This is a genomic window from Dactylosporangium maewongense (assembly GCF_039531485.1).
In the GTDB taxonomy this organism is placed as follows: Bacteria; Actinomycetota; Actinomycetes; order Mycobacteriales; family Micromonosporaceae; genus Dactylosporangium; species Dactylosporangium maewongense.
This window is the reverse complement of record NZ_BAAAQD010000023.1, coordinates 128,178-144,409: the sequence shown is the minus strand read 5'-3', so window position 1 is coordinate 144,409 and position 16,232 is coordinate 128,178. Positions and strand designations below refer to the sequence as shown.

20 protein-coding genes and 1 pseudogene are annotated in these 16,232 nt (G+C 71.8%); 10 read left to right on the top strand and 11 right to left on the bottom strand.

Annotation, left to right across the window (positions count from 1 at the left end; translation table 11 throughout):
- Nucleotides 1-39: 39 nt before the first annotated feature.
- On the bottom strand, nucleotides 40-918 hold the full coding sequence (locus ABD332_RS43640) for a hypothetical protein (protein ID WP_344510032.1): 879 nt from the start codon (nucleotides 916-918) through the stop codon (nucleotides 40-42).
- Between the two features lie 222 nt (nucleotides 919-1,140).
- Between ABD332_RS43640 and ABD332_RS43635 the strand changes: the two genes are divergently transcribed.
- A complete protein-coding gene (locus ABD332_RS43635) occupies nucleotides 1,141-1,710 on the top strand; it encodes an RNA polymerase sigma factor (protein WP_344510030.1) in 570 nt (189 codons plus the stop codon).
- Between the two features lie 44 nt (nucleotides 1,711-1,754).
- A complete protein-coding gene (locus ABD332_RS43630; protein ID WP_344510028.1) occupies nucleotides 1,755-2,336 on the top strand; it encodes a hypothetical protein in 582 nt (193 codons plus the stop codon).
- Between the two features lie 78 nt (nucleotides 2,337-2,414).
- Here the strand turns inward: ABD332_RS43630 and ABD332_RS43625 are convergent, their stop codons facing one another.
- Together ABD332_RS43625 and ABD332_RS43620 are read right to left on the bottom strand one after the other, a co-directional pair.
- On the bottom strand, nucleotides 2,415-6,134 hold the full coding sequence (locus tag ABD332_RS43625) for an FHA domain-containing protein (protein WP_344510027.1): 3,720 nt from the start codon (nucleotides 6,132-6,134) through the stop codon (nucleotides 2,415-2,417).
- Between the two features lie 49 nt (nucleotides 6,135-6,183).
- Nucleotides 6,184-6,627 (bottom strand): CBS domain-containing protein, encoded by a 444-nt coding sequence (locus ABD332_RS43620; protein WP_344510026.1) that lies wholly within the window; start codon nucleotides 6,625-6,627, stop codon nucleotides 6,184-6,186.
- Between the two features lie 186 nt (nucleotides 6,628-6,813).
- Between ABD332_RS43620 and ABD332_RS43615 the strand changes: the two genes are divergently transcribed.
- The 3 genes and pseudogenes from ABD332_RS43615 to ABD332_RS60240 form a co-directional block, all read left to right on the top strand.
- Nucleotides 6,814-7,260 carry a GNAT family N-acetyltransferase gene (locus ABD332_RS43615; RefSeq protein WP_344510025.1) on the top strand — a complete coding sequence of 149 codons (447 nt, stop codon included), beginning with the start codon at nucleotides 6,814-6,816 and terminating at the stop codon, nucleotides 7,258-7,260.
- Nucleotides 7,261-7,263: 3 nt separating this feature from the next.
- Nucleotides 7,264-7,386, top strand: coding sequence for a hypothetical protein (locus ABD332_RS43610; protein ID WP_344510024.1), 123 nt, complete (start codon nucleotides 7,264-7,266; stop codon nucleotides 7,384-7,386).
- Nucleotides 7,383-7,535, top strand: a pseudogene (locus ABD332_RS60240) (LuxR C-terminal-related transcriptional regulator); the annotation flags it as partial. The gene ABD332_RS43610 and the pseudogene ABD332_RS60240, both read left to right, overlap by 4 nt.
- Nucleotides 7,536-7,628: 93 nt before the next feature.
- Here ABD332_RS60240 and ABD332_RS43605 read toward each other — a convergent pair.
- Nucleotides 7,629-8,072 carry a hypothetical protein gene (locus ABD332_RS43605; protein ID WP_344510023.1) on the bottom strand — a complete coding sequence of 148 codons (444 nt, stop codon included), beginning with the start codon at nucleotides 8,070-8,072 and terminating at the stop codon, nucleotides 7,629-7,631.
- A gap of 50 nt (nucleotides 8,073-8,122) precedes the next feature.
- Between ABD332_RS43605 and ABD332_RS43600 the strand changes: the two genes are divergently transcribed.
- A complete protein-coding gene (locus ABD332_RS43600; protein ID WP_344510022.1) occupies nucleotides 8,123-8,578 on the top strand; it encodes a DUF1398 family protein in 456 nt (151 codons plus the stop codon).
- Between the two features lie 5 nt (nucleotides 8,579-8,583).
- Here ABD332_RS43600 and ABD332_RS43595 read toward each other — a convergent pair whose 3' ends face one another.
- The gene (locus ABD332_RS43595; RefSeq protein WP_344510021.1) at nucleotides 8,584-9,075 is read right to left on the bottom strand and encodes an NUDIX hydrolase; all 492 of its coding nucleotides are present in this window, start codon (nucleotides 9,073-9,075) and stop codon (nucleotides 8,584-8,586) included.
- Nucleotides 9,076-9,263: 188 nt separating this feature from the next.
- On the opposite strand from ABD332_RS43595, the gene ABD332_RS43590 reads away from it, so the two are divergent.
- Entirely contained in the window at nucleotides 9,264-9,593 is a 330-nt protein-coding gene (locus ABD332_RS43590; protein WP_425552384.1) for a hypothetical protein, read from the top strand.
- An 81-nt stretch (nucleotides 9,594-9,674) separates the two neighbouring features.
- Here ABD332_RS43590 and ABD332_RS43585 read toward each other — a convergent pair whose 3' ends face one another.
- From ABD332_RS43585 to ABD332_RS43565, 5 genes are all read right to left on the bottom strand, one after another.
- Nucleotides 9,675-10,625 carry a hypothetical protein gene (locus tag ABD332_RS43585; protein WP_344510018.1) on the bottom strand — a complete coding sequence of 317 codons (951 nt, stop codon included), beginning with the start codon at nucleotides 10,623-10,625 and terminating at the stop codon, nucleotides 9,675-9,677.
- A 38-nt stretch (nucleotides 10,626-10,663) separates the two neighbouring features.
- On the bottom strand, nucleotides 10,664-11,029 hold the full coding sequence (locus ABD332_RS43580) for a DUF4288 domain-containing protein (protein WP_344510016.1): 366 nt from the start codon (nucleotides 11,027-11,029) through the stop codon (nucleotides 10,664-10,666).
- Nucleotides 11,030-11,071: 42 nt separating this feature from the next.
- A complete protein-coding gene (locus ABD332_RS43575) occupies nucleotides 11,072-12,475 on the bottom strand; it encodes a hypothetical protein (RefSeq protein WP_344510014.1) in 1,404 nt (467 codons plus the stop codon).
- A 67-nt stretch (nucleotides 12,476-12,542) separates the two neighbouring features.
- Nucleotides 12,543-13,208 carry a response regulator gene (locus ABD332_RS43570; RefSeq protein ID WP_344510012.1) on the bottom strand — a complete coding sequence of 222 codons (666 nt, stop codon included), beginning with the start codon at nucleotides 13,206-13,208 and terminating at the stop codon, nucleotides 12,543-12,545.
- 24 nt (nucleotides 13,209-13,232) lie between these two features.
- Nucleotides 13,233-14,342, bottom strand: coding sequence for a sensor histidine kinase (locus ABD332_RS43565; RefSeq protein WP_344510010.1), 1,110 nt, complete (start codon nucleotides 14,340-14,342; stop codon nucleotides 13,233-13,235).
- 169 nt (nucleotides 14,343-14,511) lie between these two features.
- On the opposite strand from ABD332_RS43565, the gene ABD332_RS43560 reads away from it, so the two are divergent.
- The 3 genes from ABD332_RS43560 (at nucleotide 14,512) to ABD332_RS43550 (ending at nucleotide 15,714) form a co-directional block, all read left to right on the top strand.
- Nucleotides 14,512-14,718 carry a DUF7489 domain-containing protein gene (locus ABD332_RS43560; RefSeq protein WP_344510008.1) on the top strand — a complete coding sequence of 69 codons (207 nt, stop codon included), beginning with the start codon at nucleotides 14,512-14,514 and terminating at the stop codon, nucleotides 14,716-14,718.
- A gap of 88 nt (nucleotides 14,719-14,806) precedes the next feature.
- Nucleotides 14,807-15,277 carry a hypothetical protein gene (locus tag ABD332_RS43555; RefSeq protein WP_344510006.1) on the top strand — a complete coding sequence of 157 codons (471 nt, stop codon included), beginning with the start codon at nucleotides 14,807-14,809 and terminating at the stop codon, nucleotides 15,275-15,277.
- A gap of 41 nt (nucleotides 15,278-15,318) precedes the next feature.
- Nucleotides 15,319-15,714 carry a hypothetical protein gene (locus tag ABD332_RS43550; RefSeq protein WP_344510004.1) on the top strand — a complete coding sequence of 132 codons (396 nt, stop codon included), beginning with the start codon at nucleotides 15,319-15,321 and terminating at the stop codon, nucleotides 15,712-15,714.
- Nucleotides 15,715-15,735: 21 nt separating this feature from the next.
- On the opposite strand, the gene ABD332_RS43545 is transcribed toward ABD332_RS43550, so the two are convergent.
- Entirely contained in the window at nucleotides 15,736-16,191 is a 456-nt protein-coding gene (locus ABD332_RS43545) for a winged helix-turn-helix transcriptional regulator (RefSeq protein ID WP_344510003.1), read from the bottom strand.
- Nucleotides 16,192-16,232 lie beyond the last annotated feature (41 nt).

Below are 16,232 nucleotides of genomic sequence, written 5' to 3'. Positions count from 1 at the left end.
ATTATCAGGCGTACGCCGCCACCTCCGCGCCGCGCCCGTTCAGTCGTCGACGCAGATCTGGTTCAGCGTCAGGTGCCACGCCGCGGGCGCGCCGTCGTCGTCCTCGCTGGCGTTGGCGCTCATGAGCCACTGGTTCGCGTAGAAGCTGCCGGGCCACAGGTTGTGCAGCACGACGTTGCCGGTGCCGCCGACGATGTTCGCGCCGCCACCGAGGGCGACCTTGCCGACCGGGCAGGGCTGGCTCTTGCCCTGGCTGCCCGACCCGGGGGTCGTCGAGCTGGTGCGGATGACCAGGCCGGTGAGCGAGGAGGCGCAGATCCGGTAGGCGGTCACGCTCCAGGCGGCGGTCGTCGCGGAGTTGTTCTCCTCGTACGCCCGGACGTAGACGTGATCCGACGCCGGGATCACATCGGTGACGCCCACGTCGCCGCCCGCGCCGGCGAGCGCCCAACCCATCCCGATCAGAGCCTTGCCGCCCGGGCAGGTCGACGTGATGTCCTTCGGCGACCTCGAGTCCGGGGTACTGGTCACGCCGACGATCTCGTAGTTGATCAGCTCCACGTCGGGTGCGCAGATCGCGCGGACGGTCAGGCTCCACCTGCCGGAGAACCCGTTGCCGTCCTCGTACGCGTGCGCGTACACGGCCCGCGTCTCCGGCCGCAGGATGTCGACGACGACCTGGCCGAGGCCGGTGTTGGTGACCCCGGCCCCGACGACCTTGGTGCCGGCCGGGCACTCGGCGTACGCCTCATTGTCCGGGCCGCTGTTGACGCCGCTGCTGTCCTCGACGATGTCGAGCCCCGAGATGCCCGACGCCGACGCCGGCCCGGCCAGCACGGCGGTCGCCGCAGCGGCCATGAGGGACAGTGCCGCGGCGGTACCGAGTCGCCGGCCCCACCTCGCGATGCTGGTGTTCATGTTCCGTCTCCATCTCTCGTGACCTCGGCCCACCGGGATCGGCGGGCCGCACACGTGGAGACACGTGCTCGACTTCAGCGCAACGTCAAGGCAACGTACGAGTTCGGTAAGGAACCGGCCCCGGGATCATCCTGGTCCCAGCCGGGCTCAGCGAAACCATGATCGCGTGAACCTACAGTTCGAGACCGGTAACCAGAGGCCTCCAGGCGGACATTCCCAGATATGGAACCAGACGACGCGGCCGCTCGAAGGCGCTTCGAGGAACTGTTCGAGGCCCACTACGCGGAGTTGACGCGTTTCGCTACACGTCGGGTAGGCGCCGACGCGGCAGGCGACATCGTCGCCGGCACGTTCCTCATCGCCTGGCGCCGGCTCGGCGAGCTGCCGCCCGACCACGCCCGAGCCTGGCTCTACTCCACCGCCCGACAGGTCATCGCCAACGAACTGCGGGGGCGGACGCGCCTGCAACGGCTGACCGACAAGGCGGCTGCCGGTGGCGACGTCCACGCGGCGGACCACTCGGCCCGGGTCGACGAGCAGATGCGCGTCCGTGCGGTGCTCGCTGAGCTGTCCCCGGCCGACCAGGAGGTCCTACGGCTCATCGAATGGGAAGGGCTGGACGTGGCCGAAGCGGCACTCGTCCTGCGATGTACGCGCACAGCGCTCAAGGTGCGGCTGCACCGGGCGCGGCGACGGTTCGCCCAGCGGTTGTTGGCGACGGACGAGCAGGACACCTCGACGGCCCGGCGCACCCGGCCATCCATCGTTCCCCAAGGGAGTACCAGTCCATGAACGACACTCTGGGCCGCCTGCGCGCGGCCGACCCTGCGCTCACCATGCTCGAACCCGATCCGCGCGACTCGCAGGCTCAGGCCCTGCTCGAGCGGGTCCTCGCCGTGCCACAAGTGTCACCCGGGCGGCGCGGACGTCGCCGGCTCGTCGCCGCGGTGGCCGGTGCGACGGTGGCTGCCGCCGCCACCGCGTTCGTCATCGCCGAACCCGCTGCGGCATACACAGTGGACAAACACGCCGACGGGTCGATCGCCGTCTCGTTCCGTGCCGACCGCCTGAAGGACACGGACAAGCTCAACGCCGAACTGGCGCGGGCCGGTGCGCGCACCGTCGTCATGCGCATGGTCCCGGCCGATCAGTGCACGACACCGCTCGACATGGATCCGATGTTCCCGTTCCTCACCACTGCGACTCCTGAGCAACTGAACCGCTATCCGGTCTCCTACCAGTTCCAGGACACAGGCGTGGTCATCACCATCCGGCCTGACAAGATCCCGGCCGCCGACGCCCTGGCCTTCGGCTACGCCATCCGCAACGACCGCGACGGCCGCACCACAATCGCGGTCCCCGCGGTCGTCCGCACCTTGCCATCCTGCATGGCCATCCCGAACCGCCCCCGGCGGTGACACGAGCGGCGTCGGGTACCGACGTGGTACCCGACGCCGCTGCTCACGTGACAGAAGACGAAGCGGGCCCCGAGGCGGTCACAGGGCTTCCGGGGCGACGGTGAGGGGTGGGCCGCCGTGGCCGGGTAGGCCGCGGTCGGGTGGGATCGTCTCCTCGACCGGCGCGGCGGCGGTGATGCCATGGCCGCGGGTCTGGCCGGCCAGGCGCCGGTAGTAGGCCGCGATCACGTCCAGCGGCGCGCGGGCGGCCCCCAGCAGGTCGGCCGCGGCGTGCTCGACGACGTCGGCCTCGTGCGTCTCGAAGGCCCGCACGCCCGTGAGCAGGGCGGTCTTCACGTCGCGCAGCAGCTGGACGTCGGCGTGGGCGTAGGTGTGGCACAGGGCCGTGACCCGCCGGTGGTCCTCGCCGGTCAGCAGCAGCTCGCGTACCGCGGGGCCGCTGTGACGGACCAGCGCGGCGTGGGTGGTGCCGGACAGGGCGGCCAGGGCGTCGTCGTACGCGCCGACGTCCTGGGCCGGGTCGCAGAAGCCGACCGTCTGCCGCCACAGGGTCCGCAGGTCCTCCTGCAGCAGCCCGTCGAGGTAGCTGACGAGGAACCGCCGGTGCGCCTCGAGCACGTACTGGGCCTTGAACGGGGTCAGTTCGGCCGGGTCCTCGCCGGCCGTCGCGGTGGCGGTGGCGAAGCCGTAGTCGGCGCTGAGCGCGTTCTCCATGCCGACGACGAGGTACACGAGACGCACCCAGGACCGGAAGAGCTCCTCCAGGGGCAGCGAGCGCAGCCCTTCCTCGGTCAGCACGACGCCCCAGCGGGAGCCGAAGCGCAGCCGGCGCAGGTGACCGATGTGGTACATCGCGAGCTGCGCGTCGATCTCGGCGTGGGTGTGGTGCAGCACCTTGCGGTAGGCGGCGGTGGCGTCGAGGCCGGCGTGGTTGCGGATGATGTGCGGCCCGCCGACGTGCAGGTGCAGGAACTCGCCGACGTCGAACACGGCGCCGCCGATCGCCATCCAGTAGCCGGCCTCCGGGGTGTTGCGCCGGGCGAGGTCCGACACGTCGAAGCGGGGGCCCTGCTGGGCGTGGCCGAGGTACGTGGTGAAGACGTCCTCGCCGAGCCGCCCCTCGGCGACGAGGCGGCGCAGGAACTCCCGCCCGTCGCCGGGCATGATGCCGGTCAGCGCCCGCACGACGGCGGCCGCGAAGTCCGCGCTGCCGCAGATGTAGACGTGTGCTCCGCCGCCGCCCTCGTCCGCCGGGCGCAGGAGGTCCTGGAGTGCTTCGGCGTCGGCCCGCACGGCGTCGTCGACCCGGTGCCGCTCACCGTCCCCGGCGACGTGGCGCTGTCCGTCGAAGGTGACGGCGGCGTCGGCGCGGGAGAACGCGACGTGCAGCCGCAGCCGGCCGGCCGAGGCCGCCGCGTCGAGCCCGTCGTGTTCGACGAACTCCGAAGGGGTCCGCAGGCCCCAGTAGAGCCGGTCGGGCACGGCGCCGGTGCGGGCGGCGACGAACGCGAGGAACGGGGCGATGCCGGAGCCGGCCGCGAACATGAGCACCGGCCGTGCCGGGTCTGCCGGCAGCCGGAACCGGGGCGTGGGCACGATGCGCAGCGACACCTTCGCCCGGCCTTCCAGGCTCGCCCGGCGCAGGAAGTGGGAGGCGGCGCCGCGCCGGTTCCGCGGGTACGACCACGGGGTTCGGGCCGAGGCGTACTCCAGTCCGCCGACGACCAGGTGCAGCGCGGTGACGGGGCCGCCGGGCGGCGGAGCGGAGGCGATGGAGTACAGCCGCAACGGCTCCGGCGGGATCACCGCGCAGAACGCGTCGGGCTCGCCCGGGTCCGCCTTCCAGAGCCGGGTGACGTCCCAGCCGCCGGCGTGCAGCAGGTTGAGCACGTCCCAGAGCTCCCACTGGTCCTCCATGCGGGCGTCCACGATCCGCCCCCAGGAGCCGACGGCGCTCAGCCGGGCGAGCCGCTTGGCCACGCCGCGGCCGATCGGGCGCAGCTGGGCGAAGCGCAGCAGCGTGCGCAGCGGCAGCACGTCGACGTCGCCGTCGTAGCCGGCCCGGGCGGACACCGCCGCCTGCCAGGCCGGGGTCAGCCGGACCAGCTCGTCGCCGCCGGCCTGCAGCGCGGCGACCGTGCGGGTCACGAGGTCGTCGTCGTGCTCGGCGAGGATGCCGACCCGGTCGCCGGGCTGGTGCTGCACGCCCTGGCCGGTCACGTCGAGCTCCAGGTAGCAGGTCCACGCGCCGTGCTCGGCGGTGACGACCCGGCCGCGGCGGGCGGTGCCGAACACCACCGGCGGCCCGACCGGCGGGCGCCGCTCGTCGCGGACCACGGCCAGCTCGGCGTCGACCCGGTCCCAGGTGCGGTCCTTGAACAGGCCCGTGAACCGGGCCCCGGTCGTGACCTGTCGGCCGACCTTGAACGCCACCTCGAGGAAGCCGTAGGCCTTGATGCGGTGCAGCCCCATCCAGCCCCGGTCGCCGGCGTACGCGTCGAGGACCGCGTTGTAGACGCCGCGCAGCGCCTGGTTTCGGGTCTGCTCGACGTACTGCCGCACGGACACCTCGCGCAGCGCCGCCACCAGCTCGCGCCAGTGCCGCGGGAAGAACCCGGCCAGGTAGACACTCTGCTGGCCGACCAGCGAGCCGTAGGCGCGCCGCTCCAGGAACGCGTCGATGGCGTGGAAGTGCGGCTGCGCGGTGCCGCTGGGGCTCGGGGCGCCGTCGAAGATCGGCACGCCCGCGGTGCCGACCGTCTTGGCCCACAGCACCTGGTCGAGCGGGTGCCGCCCGCGCGGGTTCGGGTCGATCTGCGGATAGACGGCCTCGGTGACGTGGCGCAGCCCGCCGAGCATGCCCAGCAGGGCGCGCTCCAGCCGGGCCGGGTCGTCGGCGACCACGGCCTCCTGCGCGTCGAGCATCGCCCCCAGCACCGGGGTCAGACCCATCGCGAACTCGGTGGTGACCAGGTAGAAGACCCGCTCGGCGGCGTTGTCCCAGGTCGGGACGAGCAGGTCGAGGTTGTCCAGGGCCCGCGGGCCCGACGGGTCCTTCAGCCGCCAGTTGTAGAAGAAGAGGTCGATGTACGACACGGCCGGCATCGCCTTGCCCAGCCGCCGCGACACCGTCGTCCACGGCCGCAGCAACGACTCCGGCAGGGCCTTGGGTGGGTCGACCGCCATGTACTGGTATGCGTGCGCGAACACCCCGAGCATTGTCGAGGCCCGCAGCAGGTACCTGTCCGGCAGCGCCTCGGGGCGCGCGTCGAGCACCGGCAGCGCGTCGAACGCCCGGCGCAGCGCCAGCCGGCGGAACAGCTCCGGCAGCCGGTCCGTCATGTCGTCCCAGGCCCGGTGCGACTCGGGGAAAGCGGTGAGCGGCGGCTCGACCGGCAGGAAACCGTGCGCGAGGGACAGGAACCCGTCCAGCTCGTGCCCCACCCGCCGGTTGTGCGCCTCGGCGTTGTCGACGACCGCTCTGGCGGGGACCGTGGGCGGGCCGACCAGCCGGAGCGACGTCCGCTCGCCCGGGTCGATGAACGCCGTCGCCTCAGGATCGATGAAGAGCCAGTGGATCTGGAACCGCCCGATGCGCAGCACCTCGCCGGCGGCCAACGCCCGTCGGGTCACCCGCTCCTCACCGGCGAACGTCCCGTTGGTGCTGCCCAGGTCGGTCACCTGCAGCGTGTCGCCGGCCGCCTCCAGCCTGGCGTGGCGCCGCGACACGTCCCGGTCGTCGAGCACCACGGAGGCCACCTTGCCGTCGCGGCCGAGCGTGGCCGGCAGCGCGCACACCCGTTCGGCGCGTTCCCCGGTGTGCCGGTCGACGAGGACCAGCCGGACGTCAGGAATGGTAGATCACCGCACGGCAGAGGTCGGCCCGCGACAGCGTGCCGACGAGCTTCCCGCCGTCGACGACGGGCAGGCGCCGGATCCCGCGGTCGACCATGACCACGGCCGCCCGGGCCAGCTCGTCGCCGGGCCGTACGGTGGCGGTGTCGCGCGCGACGAGCGGGTCGACGATCCGCTCGGCCAGCGCCCGCCCCTTCTCCAGGAACAGCCGGAACGCGTCGTCGAGGCTGCCCCCTCCCCCGGCGACCTCGTCGAAGCTCGGCAGCATGGCGCGGACGAGCTCCTCCTCACCGACCGACCCGACGAACCGGTCGTCGTGGTCGAGCACCATGAGCTGGCCGACCTCCGACACGCTGACCAGCTCCGCCGCCCGCCGGATGGTGGCCCCGAGCCGGATGTACGCCGGAAACGCTGACATCACGTCGCTGACCAGCACGCCGCCTCCCGCGTGATCTGTCTCCTGCCAGTGAATGTAGCCCCGCTCCCCGCCCTCCGATGATTGGACGAACGGCTTTCAATGCCCGCCGCTGAGGCGGGTTGAGTTACGTGGTGGCGCACGCATCAGCCGCGCAGCGACGGCGGTCTTCCGCGGGGCGGGCCGGCGAGGAGGCATGATGGATCGATGGCGACGATCAGGCGGCTCCAGGACGTCGACGCGCCCGCTGTAGCGGGGATCATCGAGCGCTGCCTCCGTGAGGTCAACAGTCGCGACTATCCGATCGAGATCATCGAGCGGATGTGCGGGCACTTCACCGAACACCGCGTCAGGGAGCTCGCCACGCAGCGGGAGATGTACGTCGCTGAGGCGGACGGGATCGTCGGGACGGTCTCCCGCGACGGCAACAAGGTCTACACCATGTTCGTGCACCCGAGCGTCGCCGGTCGTGGCATAGGACGGCAGCTCATGCGCCACATCGAGGCGCTGGCCGCGGCCGACGGCCACGACCACATGGAGACCGGCGCGAGCATCTCAGCGCACGACTTCTACCGCCGGCTCGGCTACGTCGACGTCCGCTCCACCGACACGGACTTCGGGCTCAACTTCATCCTGCGCCGTAGCCTGCCCTGACCCGTGCCGACGAACTGGTCGGCATTCCCGCGTTCGGCGGTACGGCGGCGGCGGTGCGGCCCGACGCTGATGATCGAGGCGATCCGGGCGGCGATGGCCGGCGACACCCTGATCAGCCCCAGGTGACGGTACGGCTGCTGCGGCACCTGATCACCGAGGCGCCCGCCGCGCCCGACCGGCCCGCCGCCGACGTGCTCACGGGACGGGAACGCGACGTCGCGAGACTCGTCGCGACCGGCCGCTCCAACGCCGAGATCGCCGGCGAACCGCACATCTCCAGCCGAACGGGCCGTCCCAACCTTCGCCGGCGCGCTCGCGTCGCTTCACGCGTCAAGCACGCCGCGATCCCGCCCACGCCCAACTTCCGGTCAGGCGCAGACCTTGTCCAGGGCGGTCTTCGCGGCGTCGGCGGCGTCGACCACCCCGGTCTTGGGCGTGCCGCGCGCGGCGGAGAACTGCTCCAGGGCGGCGACGAGCCGGTTCAGGGCCTCCTTGAGGCCAGGGTCGGAAACGATGGCGGTCTGCGGGCGCAGCTGCTTCGCCCACTCCTTCGCCAAGCCGTCCTGCTCCGCGGCCGCCGCCGCGGCGGCGGCGTTGTCGCCCCGCTTGATGGCGGCGAGGGCCTTGCCGTCGGCCTCGATGAAGGCCGGCACGTACAGCTCGGTGGTGTCCTTGAGGCCGCGGCACTCCGGGCCCGGGGAGCCTCCGGTCCGGGCGGCGGCGCTGGACGCGGGGGTGCCTGGGTCACCGCCGCAGGCCACACCCGACAACAGGACGACCGCCGCGACCATGATTGCCATGAGGAACCGCATGCCGGTCACTGTAACGGCCGGGGCCGTTACAGGTCGAACGGGTCGCGCCCGTGTCGGAAGTACCGCTGAACTTCGATGCGCCGGGCCTCTACACTGCCGCCATGTTTTCGCTTGAGCAAATCACCGATATACACGACCGCCTTGGCAGCAGAGCTACGTTGGGCGGCTATCTACGGGCGCTGCGGAACATTGGCATCGAGGCGTATGACTCATACGTGACCGACGGGCACTCCGAATATCTCGGCGTGGACGGGCATCGGCTGGTCGGCCCGGTGTTCCACGAGACGTTCGCCATTGCCGAGACCTGCGACAAAGAGCAGTTCTTGCAGTACATGCAGCAGGTCGAGCAAGGAGGCGTCGGCTACGCAGAAATGTCTGAAGCACTGGCCGCCCACGGCGTTGAGAAGTGGACGTTCGACACGGAAAGGTTGACCATCACGTACTTCGACAAAGCCGGAAACGTGTTGCTCGACGAAAAGGTCGATCAGTACGGCAGCGGCATGTAGTTGGATCAGCCGGATACGATGATCGGCTCGTCCGGTGGTCCGTCGCTGAGCAGGTGCGCAAACAGCTGAGGGAGCCCGGCGGGCCGCAATGGGTCGTTCGTCGCGGCCAACTCTGAGACGGTCCACCACCGGTGGCCGGTGATGGTAGCCCTCTCGAAGTCCTCGAAGCCGGATGTGTCGATCTCGAAGGCTGTGACGCGGGCGAGGAAGTAGCGCTGCTCGATTTCGTAGGTGACGCCGTTTCGGACCGTGGTCCACGGTCGTCCGCGCCACACCTCCCGGCCCAGCGTTACGTCGGTGAGACCGGTCTCCTCGCGAATCTCCCGCAGTGCCGCCTGCTCATGGCTCTCACCGGGGTGCACGCCGCCGCCGGCCGTGAACCAGCGAAGGGTTCCGTCGGCACGCTCACCTGCCGAGAACAGCAGCAACTGGTCGGCGTTGTCGATGAGCAGTACCCGCACGCTCGGGCGCAAGATGGGGGCGGGATCGAGCGGCACCTGCGCGAGTGTAGTTATCGGTGGGGTTAGTGGCCGGCGAGGTTGCCGATGCTGCGTTCGGCCATCGATATCGGGCTCGGTCTGGTGGCTGGCCTCGTGGGTGGTGGACGCGGAGTGCTTCAGCCGTCCTGAAGTACCGTTGTGTGATGGATCGGAGGTTCCCGCCCCATCCGGTCCGTGGTGTCCGGGTGCGGCACTCCCCTCAGACCGGCGGCACCTGCGTGTTCGCCGACGTCACCGTGGATTTCGAGCCGGGCCCGCCCGGGTTCGCGTTCACCGTCGCCGAGGATGTCCGCTACCCGGGCTACAACAACCCGGAAGCGCTGTCCGGGTACCGCGCAGCGCTGGCCGAGGGTCTATCCGACGCCTTGGCAGACCGGGTGACCGGAGCCGAGGTGGCGGTGACCGTCGTGCTACGAATCCTGGTGGCGCACAAGGTCGACTCCAGCGAAAGGTCATTCCGAACAGCCGGCCATCTCGCCGTCCAAATGGCCTTCAGTCACATCGAGAGTCAGTAGTCGCTGTCCGAGGAAGCCCGTGGCGGGGCGCACCGCCAGCCGACCATCGCGGGTCGAGTAGCGGTCGCCTGCCGTCTGAGCCTACGACGGAAGGCCCACATCCTCCGACGCCAACAACCGCGGCTCGTCGTAATACCGCTCGGCCTCAGGACGCTTCGTGAGATCGAGGACCGGTCGGAGCGCCCTGAAGACGCGGCCTGCCTGATCCGGTCCGTAGTCAGCTATCCGGTCGGTGGCGAGCAACCAGAACCCGCCGTCGGGCAGCGCCTGGACCTCGGTGAAGGCCCCGCTGTAACGCAGCGCCTCGACGCCACCCAGACGTTCACCGAGGTGCTGGGCGATCACCGTCAGCCATGAGTACCCGCGGGCGAAGCGCTCCGAGGACAGCAGCCCTGCTTCGCCGTCCTGGTTGAGCGCGACCTCGCGGGCCGACTGCCGCAGTCTGGCCGCATAGGAGATCTCGCCGTACGTCGGATTGCCGCGCTGCGCCGCCGCCCGGATCACCGGCAGAAGGGTGCCGGCCCGGTCTACTGGGATTCTCAACGTCAGCCTGTACCACAATGCGCCGTCTCCGCCGGTGCGGACCGCAGCGGAGACGAACACACCGGGGGAACCTGGCGCGCCGAAGTGTGCCCGGCGGCGCAGCTTGAAGATGCTCAGCTCCGCAGTGCCGGTGGCGACGCCGACATTGTCGAGGCAGTCGGCCCAGCCCGCCAAAGTGAACGGCTGCACGCCGACGGTTTCCTCATGCCCTTCCGGGATGAAGCCGTACTCCGCCCAGGTCTCGCCCGGCTCGCCGACGTACCGCTCCGGCGGGCCGGTGACGTCGCTCGGCGGGGAACCGCCCCAGCTGGTGGCGTCGCCCGGCTGGACCGGCCGGGCGATCAGCCGTTGCCACAACGAGCCCGCCGGGCCTGCGAGGGTGGTCTCGAACCATCCTCGCAGGGTCCCGGCGAACCGTTCGTCACCCAGCGGCGCCCGCCCGCACAACAGCGCCTTCACTACCGTCGGTGGCTTGCGCTGGCTGTTCATTGATGGAGTCCTTTCGGGCTCAGACCCGGATCGATTGCTTACAGGGCGGTGTGCGGCGTCGAACGTTCGGGCGTGAAGGTGTGGTCCCATGCGTAGGGAGATGCGTCCTGCTCTTCGCCGGGCCACCAGAACACCTCGGCGCCGTCGAGGTCGTCGCCGATCATGTTGACCGACTCGACCTCGACCAGCGCGACACGGACGCGGACACCGTGCGCGTTGACGTAGGCCTGTTCCGCGGCGCGCCCGAGCTCCAGCGCTCGGACAAGCGCGCCCGCGTGATCAGTGGCCTTGAACGTGTAGACCGACACGCTCGGCAGGTAGTAGCCGGCGTCTTCCGTGTACAGGGCGAACCGCGCCGTCGCGCTGAACCACACCGGCAGCGAGCCGGCACCGCGTTCGTCCATGCCGGCGATCATCCACACCGGCGGCAATGAACACCAGCCGTTTCACGCACACCGCCGCTTCGCGGCCGCGACGCCGGCGATGACGGTGAGCGCCGTGACCACGGTGAGGTACGCGCGGTCCGGCAGGGTGTCCGCGTGGCCGAGCAGGCCGAAGACGGTGTGCCCGGCGAGTGCCCCGGTGCACGCCGCCACGGTGTGGTGGGAGGTCCAGCCGCCGGCCGCGGACCAGCGGCGCAGCGCGACGAACATGGCGGCGGCCACGGCGGCCGCGCCGGCCATCGGCAGCAGCGCCCAGGCGCCGTGGGTGAACAGCGGCTGCCGTGCTCCCGCGAACGGCCAGATCGCGCCGAGGAAGACCAGCGCCGTCACCGCCGTGAGGGCGCCCAGGACGGCGGGCCGCGGTGGCGTGGCGGGGCGCGCCGGGCGGACCCGCACCCGCAGGGCGAGCAACGTCAGGACGGCGATCGCGGCGGCGACGCCCACGACTGCGGGCAGCGGCATGGTGTACCCCGGATCCTCGCTCGGCGGCACCGCGACCCGCAGCAGCGCGGCGCCGAGGAGGGTGACGACCCCGGCCGCGATGACGCCGCCGCGGCGCAGGTAGGGCGCCGTGCCGTGGCGGGCGAAGCACAGCTCGGTGAGCGCGACCGGGACCACGATGCTGAAGACCGCGTGGTAGACGAGGTTCAGCTCCGCGTACGCGGTGTTGACGCCGAACAGCCGCGGCGCCCAGTCGGCGGCGTGGTACAGGTGCGGGCTGGTCAGGCTCTGCAGGGCCAGGCCCTCCTCCAACAGGCCGTACGCGACGCCCATGAGCAGCAGGTGCGGGTAGCCGCCACCCGTACGGCGGACCACCTCGCGCACGAACAGGGCGCCGGCGCTGTAGACGGGGGCGAAGACCAGCCAGGCCCAGGCCAGCCGCAGCGGCACCGTGCCCAGCGTGACCTCGGCGGCGACCGGTGCGAGGACGGCCAGCAGCAGCGCGGCGCGGCGGTTGCGGGGGCGCGGGTCGGGCACCGGCGGGAAAGCGGCACGGACCACCGGCCGGTTGACGGCGGCGATGAGGGCGGCGAGGACGGCGAACTGGACGCCCTGCACGACGCGCAGCCACGCCGGGTACTCGGCCGACACGAGCAGCCAGCCGACGGCGACGAAACCCAGGACCGACACGATGCGGACCCGGCGGTAGGCGCGGCGCGCGCCGGCCAGCAGCTGACGGGCCACCCACACGTACAGCCCGGCGACGACGAGGATCGGGATCGGCCGCGTCCACAGGGTGCGGGCGAGCTCGGCCGGGTCCGCGTGCGGGTGCCGGCTCTCCTGGTACGCCAGGACGTCGCCGCGGAAGAGCAGGGTCAGCGCCGCGAAGGCCAGACCGAGCGCGAGACCGGCGACGAGCAGGCCGACGACGACGCGAACGGCCCGGCGTTGCTGCGGTGTCATCATGGCACCGACGCTAGGAACGCGGCGGCGGGCGCACCTCCATCCGGCGACTGGTCCCGCGCCTACGACTTCAGGCGGAGGGCCGGGGCCGGACCAGTCCGAGGTCGTAGGCGAGCACGACGGCCTGGACCCGGTCGCGGACGCCGAGCTTGCGCAGGATCGACGACACGTGGGTCTTGACCGTCGCCTCGGTCACGACCAGCCGCTCGGCGATCTCGGCGTTGGTGGCGCCGCGGGCCAGCAGCATCAGCACCTCCCGCTCCCGGCCGGTGAGCTGCTCCAACGCCCCGTGCGCGGCGGGTGGCGTCACGTCGGTGGCCGCGAACCGGTCCAGCAGCCGCCTGGTCGCGCTCGGCGCCAGCAGGGCGTCGCCGCGGGCCACGACCCGGATCGCCTCGACCAGGTCGGCCGGGCGGACGTCCTTGAGCAGGAACCCGCTGGCGCCGGCCCGCAGCGCCGCGTACAGCGCCTCGTCCAGGTCGTACGTGGTGAGGATGATGACCCGTGGGGCGCCGGGCCGGCCGGTCAGCCGCTCGGTGGCCGCGACGCCGTCGAGGCCCGGCATCCGCACATCCATGAGGACCACGTCGGGCCGGGTCTGCTCGACCAGCCGGATCGCGTGCTCGCCGTCGGAGGCCTCGCCGACCACCTCGAGGTCGTCGCGGGCCTCGAGGATCATCCGGAAGCCGGAGCGCACGAGCGCCTGGTCGTCGGCGATCAGCACCCTGATAGTCATGTCGTCACCTCCGCTGCGCCGCGCTCATCGGTTCTGCTCCTTCGTGGGCAGCCGCGCTGCCACCTCGAACCCGCCGCCGGGCGCCGGCCCGGCCCGCAGCGTGCCGCCGAGCAGCGCGGCGCGCTCCCGCATGCCGGGGATGCCCTGCCCGGTGCCGGCACCGGAGCCGCCGCGGCCGTCGTCGCGGACCTCGACGGACACCTCGGAAGGTCCGCTGCGGATCACCACCTCGGCCTTGCCCGCGCCGGCGTGCCGGAGCGCGTTGGTGAGCGCCTCCTGGATGATCCGGTACGCCGACAGCTGCACGGCCAGCGGCACGTCCACGGCGTCGGTGTCCTCCCTGTGTACCGTCACCGGCAGCCCGGCGGCGCTCACCGTCGCGGCGAGCCGCTCGACGTCGCCGAGGCCCGGCTGCGGCGCCGCCTGCGCCCCGGCGTCACCATCGTCGTCGGCCCGGACGGAGCGCAGGAACCAGCGCAGCTCGGCGAGGGCCTCCCGGCCGGCCTGTTCGGTGCGCCGCAGCGCCTCGCGGGCCCGCGCCGGGTCGACGTCGAACACGTCGTCGGCCGCGGCCGCCTGCACGACCATGACCGACACGGTGTGGGAGAGCACGTCGTGCAGCTCACGCGCGATCCGGGCCCGTTCCTCGAGCACGGCCTGCCGCCGCTCGGCGAGCCGCCGCGCGCCGCGGGCCCGCACCAGCGCGCCCCAGCTCCAGGCGAGCACGACGCCGCCGAGCCACAGCCCGGCCATCGTCCAGCGCCCGCGCGCGACGGCCGGGCCGCAGGCGGCGAGCACCGCGAGGCCCAGCCCCCAGAGCGTCTCGGTGGCGGGTCGCAGCCACGCATACGTGCACACCGCGACGAACGCGAGGCCCGGCCCCGCGCCGGGGTACAGCACCTGCAGCCCGGCGGCGGCCGCGAGCACGACGGCGGTCCCGAGCCGGTGCCGGACCCCGAGCCACCAGAACCCGGCGGCCTGGGCGAGCACGAGCAGCACCGTCACGGTCCGCCCGGCGGCCCCGGTCACGACCAGCGGTGCGGGCGTGAGCAGCGGCGCCGACACGACGACGGCGCCCACGGCGGCGGCGACCCGCCAGCGCCGCGAGAAGCGCGCCGTGTAACCGTCCCCCATGCCGCCGTACGTTACCCGCGGCCGCGCCCGCGCGGGCTGGTCCCGCTGTCGGCTCTCATCCTGAAGTCGTAGACGCAAGACCCGTCTCGAGACGGGTGTGCCCGGTCCCGCGAATTCGTACGGTTGACGCATGACCGCTGCGAAGTGGTCGTTCACGAGGGGGAATTCGATGAGGACGAACGAGAACGCGTGGAGCGGGACCGTCGCGAAGAAGTCGCGCGGGCTGCTCGACGGCTCCAACCTCTACCGGCGCTTGAAGGTCCGGCTCGACGACGGGACACACGTGGACGTCAAGGTCGACCGGGACCTGTGGAGCCAGCTCGAGGTCGGTGACCGGGTCGTGAAACCCGAAGGCGGGCAGCCACGCCGCGGCTGACCGGTCCACGGAAGTCGTCGGCGGTCTATGTAGGGTGGTCTCGACCGAATGGTGCCGAATGCCATGCGGAGAGCCGAAGGAGCCCGAAATGTTCAGAGGACGGATCCTGCAGGCAGGTATCGCGATCTGCGTCGTCGCCGCCGCCGTCCTCGGGTCGGGCTCCGCCGCCAGCGCGGCCCCGAGCAGCTTCACGGCCGCGTCCGTGCACGCGAACGGCGCCGGCAAGATCGGTGTCGAGGCGATCGGGGGCATGAACTGGGGCAACCGGTCCGTCACCCTCACCTCGGTCAAGTTCTACGCCAACGCCGGCGAGTGCGGCTACTTCCGGGCGGAGGGCTACCAGGGAAGCACGTTGATCGACTACAGGTACGCACCCGTGACCGGCAACGGCAGCTACTGCGGTGGGACCACGGGCAAGTGGTTCACGATCGGCACCTTCACCCTGGACGCCAGCACGACCCCCGGCGGCATCACCAACGTCGAGATCATGGTCGTCGACCAGACCCACAAGGGCTCGGCGATCATCGACTGCTACCGCAGCGCCGCGTTGTGCCTCTAATCAGTAGGCGCACATGACCGGGCCGGCGTTACCGTGCTGTGGTGATGGAGCCGGTCCCGGAGCTTGTCGAGCTGCCGCAGCCGAGGGCGCTCACCGAGGCGGAGCGCGCCCTGGTGGCTCGACTGGTGGAGTTCGCCGGCGTCGCTGAGCTCGGCGAGCAGGTCGCGACAGTGCGCGTGGTCTCCACCTGCCGGTGTGGCTGCGGGTCGGTAGGACTGCGCAGCGACGGACCGCCGGTTCCCGCGGCCGCGGTCGCCCGGTTGAGCGCCAACGGGCGCGACGACTACTTCGCCGTGTCGGCGTCCGGCGGGGGCGACGTCAGCGTCGTGCTGCACGTCGGCAGCGGGCTGGTCGTCGAGCTGGAGCTCTTCGCGGGCGAGGGCGTCCAGGTCACCCCGCCGCGCGCCGACGGGCTGACCGGTCTCTGGATCGGCTGACCGGACACGCGGGGGGGTGGGTCAGCGGGCGGCGCCCGGGCCTGGGAGGACGTCGACGTCGGTGGCCCGCATCGGGGTGCCGCAGTGGGAGCAGTGCAGTTCGGCGTGGGCGATCTCGCCGCAGGCGTGGTGGCGGTACAGGACCGGGGGGCCGGCGTCGCCGGCGGTCCAGCGGTCGCCCCAGCCGACCATGACGAGCAGCAGGTCGCACAGCTCCTGGCCCTTCGTGGTCAGCACGTACTCGTGCCGGGGCGGGCGGTCGGAGTACTGCCGGCGGGCCAGCACGTCCTGCTCGACGAGCCAGGCGAGGCGCTGCGTAAGGACCTTGCGGGAGATGCCGAGGTCGTCGTGCAGCTGGTCGAAGCGGTTGATGCCGACGTACACGTCGCGCAGGATCAGCGGCGACCACGGCTCGCCGATCACGTCGAGGGTGCGGGCGATGGAGCACGCCATGCCGGCGAACTGGGTGCGCTGCATTCCACCATTATAGGTTCCCTCAGGAGACTCTGTGCGATAGA

What these genes read in the sequence shown, in the direction of transcription:
- ABD332_RS43565 (WP_344510010.1), bottom strand. Translation starts at nt 14,342, where the DNA reads ATGGGGGACGGTTACACGGCGCGCTTCTCGCGGCGCTGGCGGGTCGCC.
- ABD332_RS43560 (WP_344510008.1), top strand. Translation starts at nt 14,512, where the DNA reads ATGAGGACGAACGAGAACGCGTGGAGCGGGACCGTCGCGAAGAAGTCG.
- ABD332_RS43570 (WP_344510012.1), bottom strand. Translation starts at nt 13,208, where the DNA reads ATGACTATCAGGGTGCTGATCGCCGACGACCAGGCGCTCGTGCGCTCC.
- ABD332_RS43635 (WP_344510030.1), top strand. Translation starts at nt 1,141, where the DNA reads ATGGAACCAGACGACGCGGCCGCTCGAAGGCGCTTCGAGGAACTGTTC.
- ABD332_RS43605 (WP_344510023.1), bottom strand. Translation starts at nt 8,072, where the DNA reads ATGCGGTTCCTCATGGCAATCATGGTCGCGGCGGTCGTCCTGTTGTCG.
- ABD332_RS43575 (WP_344510014.1), bottom strand. Translation starts at nt 12,475, where the DNA reads ATGATGACACCGCAGCAACGCCGGGCCGTTCGCGTCGTCGTCGGCCTG.
- ABD332_RS43545 (WP_344510003.1), bottom strand. Translation starts at nt 16,191, where the DNA reads ATGCAGCGCACCCAGTTCGCCGGCATGGCGTGCTCCATCGCCCGCACC.
- ABD332_RS43555 (WP_344510006.1), top strand. Translation starts at nt 14,807, where the DNA reads ATGTTCAGAGGACGGATCCTGCAGGCAGGTATCGCGATCTGCGTCGTC.
- ABD332_RS43580 (WP_344510016.1), bottom strand. Translation starts at nt 11,029, where the DNA reads ATGGACGAACGCGGTGCCGGCTCGCTGCCGGTGTGGTTCAGCGCGACG.
- ABD332_RS43630 (WP_344510028.1), top strand. Translation starts at nt 1,755, where the DNA reads ATGCTCGAACCCGATCCGCGCGACTCGCAGGCTCAGGCCCTGCTCGAG.
- ABD332_RS43615 (WP_344510025.1), top strand. Translation starts at nt 6,814, where the DNA reads ATGGCGACGATCAGGCGGCTCCAGGACGTCGACGCGCCCGCTGTAGCG.
- ABD332_RS43585 (WP_344510018.1), bottom strand. Translation starts at nt 10,625, where the DNA reads ATGAACAGCCAGCGCAAGCCACCGACGGTAGTGAAGGCGCTGTTGTGC.
- ABD332_RS43640 (WP_344510032.1), bottom strand. Translation starts at nt 918, where the DNA reads ATGAACACCAGCATCGCGAGGTGGGGCCGGCGACTCGGTACCGCCGCG.